The 11,981-nt window shown below is 33.4% G+C and carries 10 protein-coding genes, 1 tRNA gene, 1 pseudogene and 1 riboswitch; of the genes and pseudogenes, 2 read left to right on the top strand and 10 right to left on the bottom strand.

Annotation, left to right across the window (positions count from 1 at the left end; translation table 11 throughout):
- Window positions 1–180: 180 nt before the first annotated feature.
- The 7 genes from C8C76_RS07855 to modA form a co-directional block, all read right to left on the bottom strand.
- Window positions 181–780: a permease gene (locus C8C76_RS07855; protein ID WP_108140434.1), complete on the bottom strand. Its 600-nt coding sequence runs from the start codon at window positions 778–780 to the stop codon at window positions 181–183.
- Window positions 780–1,256 (bottom strand): permease, encoded by a 477-nt coding sequence (locus tag C8C76_RS07850; RefSeq protein ID WP_108140432.1) that lies wholly within the window; start codon window positions 1,254–1,256, stop codon window positions 780–782. The genes C8C76_RS07855 and C8C76_RS07850 overlap by 1 nt, the downstream gene beginning before the upstream one ends.
- Before the next feature lie 121 nt (window positions 1,257–1,377).
- Window positions 1,378–2,568, bottom strand: coding sequence for a cation:proton antiporter domain-containing protein (locus tag C8C76_RS07845; protein ID WP_108140430.1), 1,191 nt, complete (start codon window positions 2,566–2,568; stop codon window positions 1,378–1,380).
- Between the two features lie 119 nt (window positions 2,569–2,687).
- A riboswitch (Fluoride riboswitch) is annotated at window positions 2,688–2,758 on the bottom strand.
- A complete protein-coding gene (locus tag C8C76_RS07840) occupies window positions 2,750–3,886 on the bottom strand; it encodes a pyridoxal-phosphate-dependent aminotransferase family protein (protein ID WP_108140428.1) in 1,137 nt (378 codons plus the stop codon). Its footprint overlaps the riboswitch before it by 9 nt.
- A gap of 151 nt (window positions 3,887–4,037) precedes the next feature.
- Complete coding sequence (locus C8C76_RS07835; RefSeq protein ID WP_108140425.1) at window positions 4,038–6,362, bottom strand: alpha amylase N-terminal ig-like domain-containing protein; 2,325 nt, start codon at window positions 6,360–6,362, stop codon at window positions 4,038–4,040.
- Window positions 6,363–6,509: 147 nt separating this feature from the next.
- A complete protein-coding gene (locus tag C8C76_RS07830) occupies window positions 6,510–7,172 on the bottom strand; it encodes a molybdate ABC transporter permease subunit (protein WP_181248168.1) in 663 nt (220 codons plus the stop codon).
- A gap of 187 nt (window positions 7,173–7,359) precedes the next feature.
- The gene (modA, locus tag C8C76_RS07825) at window positions 7,360–8,154 is read right to left on the bottom strand and encodes a molybdate ABC transporter substrate-binding protein (RefSeq protein WP_108140421.1); all 795 of its coding nucleotides are present in this window, start codon (window positions 8,152–8,154) and stop codon (window positions 7,360–7,362) included.
- Between the two features lie 283 nt (window positions 8,155–8,437).
- Between modA and C8C76_RS07820 the strand changes: the two genes are divergently transcribed.
- Window positions 8,438–9,157 carry a hypothetical protein gene (locus tag C8C76_RS07820; protein WP_258222447.1) on the top strand — a complete coding sequence of 240 codons (720 nt, stop codon included), beginning with the start codon at window positions 8,438–8,440 and terminating at the stop codon, window positions 9,155–9,157.
- Between the two features lie 48 nt (window positions 9,158–9,205).
- On the opposite strand, the gene C8C76_RS07815 is transcribed toward C8C76_RS07820, so the two are convergent.
- The 3 genes and pseudogenes from C8C76_RS07815 to C8C76_RS07805 all read right to left on the bottom strand — a co-directional run bounded on the left by C8C76_RS07815 (window position 9,206) and on the right by C8C76_RS07805 (window position 10,490).
- A tRNA-Thr gene (locus C8C76_RS07815) sits at window positions 9,206–9,280 on the bottom strand.
- Between the two features lie 8 nt (window positions 9,281–9,288).
- Window positions 9,289–10,125 (bottom strand): annotated as a pseudogene (locus C8C76_RS07810) (DegV family protein).
- 161 nt (window positions 10,126–10,286) lie between these two features.
- Window positions 10,287–10,490: a cold-shock protein gene (locus C8C76_RS07805; protein WP_005487305.1), complete on the bottom strand. Its 204-nt coding sequence runs from the start codon at window positions 10,488–10,490 to the stop codon at window positions 10,287–10,289.
- A gap of 175 nt (window positions 10,491–10,665) precedes the next feature.
- Here C8C76_RS07805 and C8C76_RS07800 point away from each other — a divergent pair, with 175 nt between their 5' ends.
- Window positions 10,666–11,931 (top strand): complex I subunit 5 family protein, encoded by a 1,266-nt coding sequence (locus C8C76_RS07800; RefSeq protein WP_108140419.1) that lies wholly within the window; start codon window positions 10,666–10,668, stop codon window positions 11,929–11,931.
- Window positions 11,932–11,981 lie beyond the last annotated feature (50 nt).

The following is an 11,981-nucleotide window of genomic DNA, read 5'->3' as shown; positions in this document are numbered from 1 at the left end:
TGTCTGAAATGAAGAGTTTTAATTATTATTGGAGATATTTACTGCAAATTTTTTATTCTTTTTTAAGAAAAAATTGTACAAAGCAAAAAGCTCTAAATATAAAAATATTGAATTTATACTAAGTTCTTGATATAAAAAAGTCAGGAAATTTATCCTGACTCTTATTCAAGCTAATATTTATCATTCAGCTCCAGTAAATTCGGAAGTATCAATTATTTTTTCCATCAAAAGACCAATAATAAAAATTGAAATAAGTGTAAATATAAACCGCAGAATTGAAAATTTAAGCCCTACAAATTGAATTTCTACTCCCAGTTGAGGTACTTTTAGTGAAGCCCAAACCCCTAAAAAAATTATCACATTGGAGAGACTTGCTTTTTTTCGCAGAAGTTCTGCAGCAATTGGAAAAGCGACATACATTGGTCCTGTTGGTAGTGTTCCTAAAAATACTGCTAAAAATTTACCCTGAAATGAGGAATTATGCCCCAGATATTTCTCTACCATTGACGTTGGTACCCAGCGATCAGCCAGCCCCATGATTACTAAAACAGCTGGAAAAACAAAAATCATCTCTTTTAAATAGCGGGACGACATCGAAATAGCTGCGGGAAAGCGATCTGGAAATATATATCTAAAAGCTGCCAGTACTATTCCCCAGAAAATTATAGTCTTAATTGTCTTTTTAATATTTTGATTAAATTTTTGTTGTTTTTTTTCAGCCGCCATTTTTTCCTGTTTATTTTTTTTGTTTTGATTCTCTAAATTATTTGCTGCTGCCATTAAATAAACACCCCAATCATAAAAGCAATTATCACTGCAAAAATTAAAGCCAGTCCATTCCGATAAATTGTTATCTTTTTACCTAATTCTTTTAATTCAACTGGTATTGTCACAAAACCAACCATCGTTAAAGTAGTAATAAAAGCTGCTACCGGTGTATAAGATGCCCCTGCATCAATTAAAGAGCCTGCTAAAGGTAAGGCTATCAGACTTGGAATCATCATAACTGCTCCAAATAATGCTGCTCCCCCAACCTGTATCAAAGAAAAATCTCCTCCTAAAAATTCTTTAATTAACTCCGGCGGTAAAAATGAAAAAATAATACCAATTACTGCAACCAAAGAAATAAGCTGAGGAGCCAGGCCTAATCCTTTTAAAACTGCAATTTTTAACGCCTGTTTTGATTTTTCTTTATCTTTAATCAATGAAAATAGAACTAAAACTAAAGCAGATATATTAATCACTGCTGCTATCATAATTTAACCTCCTGCTGACACCTATTAACAATATTTTATCTTATAAAATTATTATAATCAAATGTTCAAAAACAGTCAGTGAGGCAAATCACAAATCTGCAACTTTATTTTTTAAATTTAATTAAGTATTAGGATTACCACTCAACCAGTGTCTACCTGCAGTTTTAATAGCTGCAGCGCCCAGAGGTGCTGTTACCACAATCGATAATACAGCCAGTGCTAAAATTAATTCTCCAGAAGCTACTCCAGCAGCCAGCGGAATTGCACCAATTGCCGCCTGAACTGTTGCTTTTGGTGTATAAGCAAGAACACAAAACCCCCGCTCTTTTAAATTAAGTTCTGTCCCCATCAGAGAAATTAAAACACCGACCGATCTGGCAGTAAGACCAACTGCAATGATGATTAAACCTAAAAGTCCTGATTCAAATGCAAGCTGAATATTAACTTCAGCCCCTATTAAAACAAATAACATTAGTTCTGCAAAAACCCAGATTTTATTGAATTTAGAAGAAAGTCTTTTCCCTAAAACTGAATAACGCTCCTGAATCACAAACCCAATTACCATTATTCCAAGCAGAGTAGCAATCGGAATAATTCCTTCTAAAAAATGTTCCAGGGAGTTCATTAAAATACCAAAACTTAAAATCAAAAGTGCTTTTTTAGTATCACGAATATGATATTTTTTAAAAATATAGATTAAAAATAAGGCGATTACTGTGCCCAAAATTATTCCTAAAAATATGGCGAGAGGTACATTTAATATCTGTCTATAAATATTAATCTGCTGCCCACCATAAATACTTAAAAAGGCTGAAAATATAGTAATTGCAACTACATCATCAACCGAAGCACCTGTCAAAACAAGTGTTGGAACTCCTTTGGCTGCCCCCTTCCCCTGTTCGATTAAGGACAACATCTGAGGAACCACTACTGCTGGTGAAACTGCAGCAATGATAAAAGCCAGAATTCCTGCTTCAATGAACTCGAAATTGAGCAGGTAAACAGCAGCTACTATTACTGCTGCACCTTCCATTAAACCAGGAATGAAACTCAACTTAACTGCAGGTACTCCTACTTTTTTTAGTGTTTCTTTTTCTATCCCCAGACCAGCTCTAATCAAAATCACTATTAAGGCAATCATCCTCAAATCTGAAGAAATATTTAAGATATCCTGACTGATTAAATCAAAACCATAAGGCCCCAGTAAAATACCAATTAAAAGCATTCCCAGTAAAGCAGGAAGTTTTAAGCGATCAAAAAATCTCCCAAATAATAAAGCAAATAGAATAATTAATGCTAAACTTAAAGCCAAAGTAATCTCTCCTCAATTGTGAATTTTTTATCCTGTACCAGGTACAAAACGGCCGTTTTGTACCTGGTACCAACGAATAAGAAATAAAAAAAGGCTCCCATCCAGATAGGGAAATCCCTAACTAGATAGGAGCCATCAACTGTCATCATCTAACAGTGGTTAAAGGGGGTGCTCCATCCCCTTAATCCATTTCATTTACAAAAATTTTATGTAGTGCTACATTTAGATCAAAGCCAAGCTCTCTTAAACTATGATCAAATGCTTTTAAAGTTCGATAAAGTTTGTCTTCATAACAATTTTCTCCCATATGACCAATCCGAATTAATTTATCTTCGAATTCTCCCAGTGAAGCTGCAATCATTACATTATGACTTTCTGTCATCAGCTGATTTAATTCCTGATAGCTTATCCCCTCAGGTATTTCTATCGCTGTTACTGTGTCAGAATAACCATTTTCTGCATATAAACTTAGATTGGATTCTTTTATAGCACTTCTTACTGCACCGGCAATTTTACTGTGGCGCTGAAAAACTTCTTTATCTGCCAGCCATTTATTTAAAGCAGCATCCAGAGCATAAATATCACTAATTGCCTGAGTATAGGGGAAATATTTTTCCTCATACCAGTTCTGCCAGAGTTGAAGATTGGTATAATAACCTCTAACAGCTGTTTCACGATTATTAACTGCTTCCCAGGCTGCATCACTAACGCTCATAAATGTAAGTCCTGGTGGTACCGATAAACATTTTTGAGAACCACCAAGTATAATATCAATCCCCCATTCATCAACTTCAATAGGTACACCACCAATTGCAGAAACAGAATCTACAACTGATAAAATATTATTTTTATTTAATAAATTAGTAATTTCTTCTGCATTATTTATTACCCCAGTAGGAGTTTCACAGTGAACAAAGGTAGCAAATTTAAAATCATTTTCTTCTGCCAACTTTGCTTCTAATTTATCTATATCAATCTCTTGCTTATATGGGAATTCCCACCTTGTAACATCTGCACCATAAAGATCAGCAAAATCTGCAAAACCTCTGCCAAAGATTCCATTATCCAGGACCAGAACCCTATCCCCTGGTTCAATTAAAGAAGCACAGGCAGATTCAAGACCTAAAATTCCCTCCCCACTCATAATAATCACATCATTTTTTGTCTTCAATACCTGCTGCAGTTTTGAGCTGACATCAAGGTAAAAATCAAAAAATTCAGGATCAAGATCTGGGTTGGTAATTTTGCGGCTCATTGCCCGTCTAACCTCTTCGCTGACCTCAGTTGGGCCGGGTGTCATTATTAATAAATCACTCACAAAAATCACTCCCACAATTTTACGGTCTAATATAGATTTTATAACTTTTTATAGGAGATTGTCAAGCTAATTGTTGAAAGAGACTGCACTTAATTTTGTGATTTAAAGTGATTATCGTTAAATAAACAGTACAGCCTCTTTTTTTGAACTATTAATTAATTTTTAGGATTTCAGTAGAATAACCTTCTAATTTTAGTCTTAACTCTTCTGAATCAGATTGATGTTCTTTTCCAGACAGTAAATCTATAGCCCGCACTTCATTTTTAAGCTTTAAATTTATCTCTTTAGCTGTTTGGGATGTATTTAAAACTGTATATATTTTACCATTTTCATCTTCTCGTTTTACAATCACGACTTTTGGTTCACTATCTACAGCTTCAAATTGGACTCCTGCTGTTCGTAAAACCTTATTTTCTTTTCGTATTTTGGCTAATTTGCTGTAATATTGATATAGCTCCTGATCAGGACTATTTCCATTTGGTCTTTCTTCCCAGAGCATTGTACGGCGTGTATCCGGGTCTGAAGCGCCACTTAAGCCAACTTCAGTTCCGTAATAGACCATTGGAGCCCCTGGATAGGTAAACTGGAGAGCTGCAGCCATTTTAAGCTTTTCTTTATTACCCCCAGAGCTGTATAAAAATCTTTCCGTATCATGACTGTCAATTAAATTCTGAAGACTGAAAACAGCCTGAGTTGGATAATCTAAATTTGGTTCATTAATTCTATTAATAAAATCCTGAGCATCTATTCTTTCTTCAGCGATAAATGCAAGGACTGCCTCTCTAAAGCGGTAATTCATAACAGCATCAAATTCATCACCCTGCAGATACTGAGCAGCATTATTCCAAATTTCACCTGTTATATAGGCAGCTGGATTTATTTCTTTAACAAAATTTCTCCACTCCTGCCAGAATTCCGGGTGTCTGGCTTTAACGTCATTTGCAACATCAAGCCTCCAGCCGTCAATTCCATCACTGGGATCTCCATCACCATTAGGATCCATCCATTTTTCTGTAATTTTATAAATATAATCTTTTACTTCGGGATTATCTAAATTCAGAACCGGATGATTTCCATAGCCTGCCCAGCCTTGATAATTTGGCTCTATGTTTTCAGTGCGCTGCTCATATAATGTGGTCACTGGATAATCTTCAATATAAAACCAGTCACTATATTCTGAGTCTTTTCCGTTTTCTACCACATCCTCAAAGGCAAAAAACTCAAAACCACTGTGGTTAAAAACTGCATCCAGTACAATTTTAATTCCATTTTGATGTGCGTTTTTTATAAACTTCTCAAAATAAGCTTCAGAAGCTTCAAAATCTCCCTTTACTGTCAGATTATCATCTATTTTTCCATAATCAGCTGTATTGTAGCGGTGATTTGCAGTTGCTTCGAAAACTGGATTAAAATAAATTGCATTAATGCCGAGCTCTTTTAAATAATTAAATTTCTGCTCAACTCCCTGCAGGTCACCACCATAGAAAACATGCCAGCCTGATTTAGGGTGAATTGATGGATCTAAATCAGTAAAATTATCTGGGTTAAGCTGATGACTCTCACTCTCTTTAATTCCCTGATACCATTCTGGAACTATATTTTTATATCTTTGTTCGTTGCTTTTATAGGTTTCAATTAATTCTGGATCATTAGCTGGATTTCCATTATAAAATCTATCAGGGAAAATTTGATAAAAAACAGCATCCTGCACCCATTTTGGAGTTTTAAAGCTCTCTACTTCAGAAGGATCATAGAAAAAATATTTTAAGTTATTAAACCCGCTGCCATTTTGATGATAAAGCAGCTCGGAATCAGCATCTTTAATTAAAAAAGTATACTCCAGAGCTTCATCCAAATTGTCGAGCGAAACTGTCCAGTAGTCAATTTTATTATCTGCACTGTAATGACTCATCTGTTTTTGGTTTCTCTCAGTACCAATTTTGGTCATTAAAGCTACAGTTTCTACATCATTTTTTCTGGTTTCCAGCCTGATCTCAACTTTATCCTCATTAAATTTATTTAAATACACTCTATTTTCGGGATTATGTAAAACAAATTCTTTATTAATCTCACCATCACCGACCTGAGCTTCTTCTATGTCTTTTTCACCAATATTAATGATTGAGTTTTTTCCTCCGTGTCCATCAGCTGTTGTCAGCTCATTAGTTGGATCATGAAACCAGTGTTCACCATTGATGACAAATTTGTACTGATGCTCACCCGGGCGCAGATTATATTCTAAAATATAATTACCATCTGCATCCGGCCCTTTCATCTTTTCAGCAGCTGGCTGCCAGTCATTAAATGAACCAGCAAGATATACTGCATTCACTTCCCCCTCAAAATCAACTTCTTCTGGATTAAAAGAAAATTTAACCTGTTCTGCCAGTACAGTTGTTGAAAAACTAAGCAGAAGCATCAGAATAATAGCTAAAATTAAATTTTTAAATAAATACTTTCTAAATTTTTTATTCATCTTGGCCCTCCTTGTTTCAATGCGCAAACGATTGCACAAAATTAAAAAAATAATATCATAAAAATTTTGAATACTGTTATTATTTTATATAATCAGCGGTCAAAAGTCAAGAAATTCCAAATAATCAAATTAACAGATCGGGTTAAATCACTTTTTAATCTTAAATTCCAGTAAAAATAAAGGCAGCAAAAAAGCACTCAGCATAATCACTGCCAGTGCGATTGCCTGTGAAAGGTTGGTCTGGCTTAAACTATAAATTGCAGTAGTTAAAGTTTGAGTTTTTCCACTCATATTACCTGCAAAAATAATTGTTGCCCCAAATTCTCCGGCTGCTCTTAAGATTGAAATAATTAAGGCAGTAGTAAACCCCCGCCGGCTTAGAGGTAAATATACTTTAAATAATAGATCATTTTCTGCTGCCCCCTCCACCATAGCCGCTTCTATAAGATTCTTATTGATTTCAACAAAGGAATTTTTTAAAGTATGAATAAATAAAGGCAGCATCACAAAGCTTTGAACAATAACTAAGGAACCAAAAGTGAAAGCCAGATTTCCAGTTAAATATGACAAAACCCCTCGATTCCCAAAGGTTAAAAGCAAGGCCAGCCCTGTAATGCTGGGAGGAAGAAGAAGCGGAAGACTAATCAAAATATTTATCATTTTATTAACATATCCATTTTTGCGGCTGCTCAAATAGCTAAAAGGAACACCTAAAATAATCGTCAGTAGAGCAGAAATACTAAGTGAAAAAAAAGTGATTTTAAAAGCAGATAAAACATTCATATTCTTAAATATATTTAGGATATCCACAGCTGAGCTTTCTATAAATAATGAAAGTATTATAAGAAATATAAAGGAAATGTTTAAAGCTGAAAGTATATAAATTGATAACTGAACTGGAAATGACGAATCTGCAGACTTTGAAAAAAAGGCTGCTGGTAGCAGAGCAGATTGTTGATATTTTTCACTTTTACTTTTTTGCTTCAAAACTGAATTATCATTCATATTTTTTCACTCGCTTAAAATTATATTTTAAAAATATTTGTTGTGCTGAACTACTGAGAATATAATTGTAAATTTTCTCTGAACCAGCTGAAGAATTTTTATTTAAACCCATATAATAATTTGCTTCCACATTAAATTTTTTTGGAATCTTAACTTGATATAAATCCTGATCCTGATTGTAATCACTTAAATAAACAATTCCTGCATCCGCTGCTCCAAGTTTAACCTTGTTCAGTACACTTTTTACATCAAATTCTCTGGAAACGACTAGGGAATTGAAATCTGACTTAAATTTATCTTTTTTTGCTTTTTTAGAAATTGAATTAACATAGTTATCAACCATTTTAATTGTATATGAGCCTACCGGAACAGATTCTACACCTATTAATAACGAATAACCTCTACTCATTAAATCTTCCAGATTATCAACTCTATTTTTTTGCGAATTTATTATTATCAACAACTCATTTTTTGTAAAGATAGTTTCTGCTTTAATTCTATCTTCCTTTTTTAACTGTTTTAGATAGTCATGATTGGCAGATAAAAACAAATCAAAATCTACTCCCATTTTTATCTGACTGAAGAGAACCTGACTCCCGGCATAATTAATGTCAAGCTCATAATCCCTATATTCTTGTTCATATTTTTCCTTTATCTCATTTAGTGGCTCCTGTAGACTTGAAGCAGCCATTATTCTATATGTTGAAGCAGCAGTTAGTTCTATGGTAAAGCCAATTATTAAGATAACAATAATAAAAATTACTCTTGGTAACCTTTTCTTTAACACCTAGCTCCACCTCACTAAAAATAATAAACGTTATACTTAACCTCACATAACGAAATCAAAAAAATATTTTATCTTTTTCAATATCTCTATTATTTTATATTCTTGGTTAATAATTATTTTCCTCTATATTATGTGTTTAAACTAAAGTCTTTTTTAAATCAACAGCAAATTTTTCAGTTAAAGACCTTTTCGTTCACAAAAACTTAATATAACAATGTTCAAATAAACTTGAAATAAAATATTCTTTTTCTTATACTTAAAACAAGTTAAATAAATGGAGGTGATGCCAATTACTAATCAACAAAAAGAAAATGAAACAAATAAAGAGAAAGATAAATCAATTCCATTTATTATTAGCAGTGCATACCTTCTGTCCTTTCTGTTTATTAGACTGGCTGTATTAATAGCTGGCTCAGCGGGTAGTGCAGCATCTACCGCTGCTAAAGCTGGTGATATACAATTTTATATCGGTTCAAACATTATACTTTTTGGTTATCACATTCATCATCTATATATTGGTATTGCATTAATCGCTCTTGCAGGCTGGTTTTCAATTACCAGAACAAAATTTATTGACCGCAGAGATAATGCCTTAATCTATGGAATTGGTCTCGGATTATTTATGGACGAAATCGGACTACTTTTAAGCTGGGGAGACTACTGGCACAGTACTACTTATCTGCTCAGTCTGCTGCTTGGAGGAATATTTTTAAACATCATCTTTTTCCCAGATTTCTGGAAAGATCTACGAACTCATTTAGGAGAATTCAATCCTAAAAATAAAATTTTAAGACATTATAATTCAAATACTATAATTTCGGGGGTGGATAAATTGGCCCAAGAAGCTGATAATACCAGTAAGATTACCTTGATTTTTTCGGGGTTAATTTATATTGTTGTTGGAATGTTAATTATATCTAACCCGGAACTTGTATACTACTGGGTTGCAGGCGGATTTTTCCTGCAGGGATTAACAAAATTTGTTGAAGCCTGGAAAGAATAAATTGAGTAAAAATTATTATCAATTATACAGTCACTAAAAATGAAATTATGGAGCCGGTGACAGGACTTGAACCTGCAGCCTTCGGTTTACGATACCACTGCTCTGCCTTTGAGCTACACCGGCTTTCTTTTTTAAAACGCCAGAACTATTCCACCTTCGTTAGCATAAACAGTACTGATTCCGGCTGTTTCCACTATAATAATTTCTCTAAAGTTATATTTTTCTGCTGCTTTTTCTTTTATATATTCTGCTTTCTCTAAAGCATTACAGTGGGCAATACCAAGAACTTTTTCTTCTAAATTCTCACCTTTTTCTCCAATTTTATCTACAAGTTTTCTGATAGCTCTTTTGCTGCCTCTAGCTTTATCAACTAGAGTTATAGTACCTTCTTCAGTTGCACCCAAAACAGGTTTAATATTAAAAAAGGAAGCTATCTTACCTTTTAATTTTCCCATTCTTCCTGCTTTGATTAAATTATCAAGCGAATCAAGCACAAATAAAGTCTGCATTTCCTCTACATATTTTTCAACTTTTTATACAATTTCTTCTCTATTTAAACCGGCCTCAATCAACTCACCCAGTTTATAAGCAATCATTGTTTCTCCAACAGTAGCACTGAAAGAATTAAAAACTTTTACAAATTTATCTTCAGCTTCTTCCATTAACATCTCTTTTGCCAGAACTGCATTCTGGTAGGTTGCACTTAATTCTTTAGATAGAGTCACCACAAAGATATTTTCATATTTTTTGTATAAATCTAAAAAAGGTCCCGGACCGGGGCTGGCAGTTTTAGGTGCCTGATCGCTGCTGCGCATTGCAGTCAGCAGCTCTTCTCTATCCAGTTTTTCATCATCAACAAAATGTTTATCTCCAATATCTATCGATAGAGGAGCAGTTGATATATCAAATCGTTCTCTGATTTCATCTGTCAAATCACAACAGCTGTCAACTATTATTTTGAATTTCATAATTTACCTCCAATATTTGTTTTTAAGTCATCATTTTATTTAATTATCTTTATACAATTTTATCTTTATTAAAAATAAAAATCAACTAATATAATAAATTATCTATAAAATAAAAAAACCCCGACTAAATTAATAGTCAGGGTAATTTCCGTAATCTTTAATTATATAACATCAACATTCTCTGCCTGAGGACCACGGTCTCCTTCAACAATTTCGAATTCAACTTCCTGACCTTCTTCTAAGGTTTTAAAACCTTCCTGCTGCAGTGCAGAGAAATGTACAAATACATCGTCGCCATCTTCTCTTTCAATAAAGCCATAACCTTTTTTCTCATCAAACCACTTAACTTTTCCTGTGTAAACCATATTAATATCTTCCTCCTAAAATTTAACCTGAGTAAGTGTAACTAGTTTAGAATACTCAGTGATTTAAATATATCATCAGTTTTTGCATTTGTCAAATTTTTCTGACTCAATTGCTTATTTTTTTCTTTCAGTTATTTAACGCTTATGATATAATTTTGACAGAGGAGGCAGTTATATGCAGGTATTTATTTCCAGTAATTTTATCTTTAATAATATTAATATCTTATTTTTAAGCACTGGCTTTTTAGTAACTTTTTTCACTCTAATCTCAAACTGGAGAAAAATCAAAGAATACCGGTCCTTATTTTTTTTAGTTACAGTATTTTTTGTAATCAGCTTTAGTCTTGTAGTCACTACAAATAACTGGTTTATTTTTATGATTGGCTGGGAACTTGCAACATTAACTACTTCTCTGATGCTGGCCTGGGACAACAAGAATATTGCCTGGGAGTATTTTGTGATTCAGTTTATAGGTGGGAGTTTTTTAATTCTCACTGTTTTAACCGCTTATACAAATGGTTATCAAAATGTAGGGGAGGTTAAAGAATTCTGGCTGCAGCTGATGTTTATTGTTGGTCTGGGAGTAAAAAGTGCTGTTATTGGCTTCCACTTCTGGGTTCCTTACATTTATAAACAGGCGTCAACAGCATTTTGTGCACTTTCCTCTGGCTTAGTTGCCAAACTTGGTTATATTTCACTCTTAAAAATTATTGTTAATGGAAATAGATTGCTTTTATATCTCGGCCTGATTATGATTTTTTATGGTGGAATTAAAGCTCTGGAAGAAAAAAATTACAAACTTATTTTAGCTTATAGTTCGATCAGTCAGTTTGGATTTATAACTCTGGCCATTGGCAGTGGAAATATTTACGGATACTATGGTGCAATACTCCACATTATAGCTCATGCATTGGCAAAGTCAACACTGTTTAATGGTGCCGGCAGCTGGATTAAAGAATTCAAATCAAATTCCATCTTTGATTTTAAACGCTGTGAACTGCGGCAAAAAATTAATGCATTAAGTACTATACTTTCTTTTCTATCCTTAATGGCTTTTCCTTTTTTTATTGGTTACAGCAGCAAACATCTAATTAAATATTCGCTTAGTGCCATTCCAATGTTTGAATTTTTGCTGCATCTTGGCAGTATTTTAACAGTTGCTTATTCTTTAAAGATATTATGGGTAATAATTTTCAAAGACTTGAAAGAATCTAATTTCAATTTTAAAACAAAAGTAAAAAGTAATTATCAACCAGGTATTTTAGAAAATATTTCAATCTTGATTCCTGCACTGTCGCTTATTTTACTGGCTGTGACGACAAATATTTATCTGGGACATCAGTTTGATTTTCATTATCTAAGCGGCTTAACTACAACAGCAATTTATTTAGTTGTTGCCTATCTAATTCGTTTTCCAATAATGTCAAGAATTGAACATTAGTTATAACTTGAAAGTTAAATTACCCAGTTATGCAAAAGGAGCCCAAAAGG

The organism is Halanaerobium saccharolyticum (genome assembly GCF_003053565.1).
Classification (GTDB): Bacteria; Bacillota; Halanaerobiia; order Halanaerobiales; family Halanaerobiaceae; genus Halanaerobium; species Halanaerobium saccharolyticum_B.
Note: the sequence above shows the minus strand (reverse complement) of the source record. Positions and strands in the feature narration are given on the sequence as shown.

Coding starts and splice junctions, on each gene's coding strand:
- C8C76_RS07855 (WP_108140434.1), bottom strand. CDS start 780: ATGGCAGCAGCAAATAATTTAGAGAATCAAAACAAAAAAAATAAACAG.
- C8C76_RS07850 (WP_108140432.1), bottom strand. CDS start 1,256: ATGATAGCAGCAGTGATTAATATATCTGCTTTAGTTTTAGTTCTATTT.
- C8C76_RS07835 (WP_108140425.1), bottom strand. CDS start 6,362: ATGAATAAAAAATTTAGAAAGTATTTATTTAAAAATTTAATTTTAGCT.
- C8C76_RS07820 (WP_258222447.1), top strand. CDS start 8,438: ATGCCAATTACTAATCAACAAAAAGAAAATGAAACAAATAAAGAGAAA.
- C8C76_RS07805 (WP_005487305.1), bottom strand. CDS start 10,490: ATGGTTTACACAGGAAAAGTTAAGTGGTTTGATGAGAAAAAAGGTTAT.
- C8C76_RS07800 (WP_108140419.1), top strand. CDS start 10,666: ATGCAGGTATTTATTTCCAGTAATTTTATCTTTAATAATATTAATATC.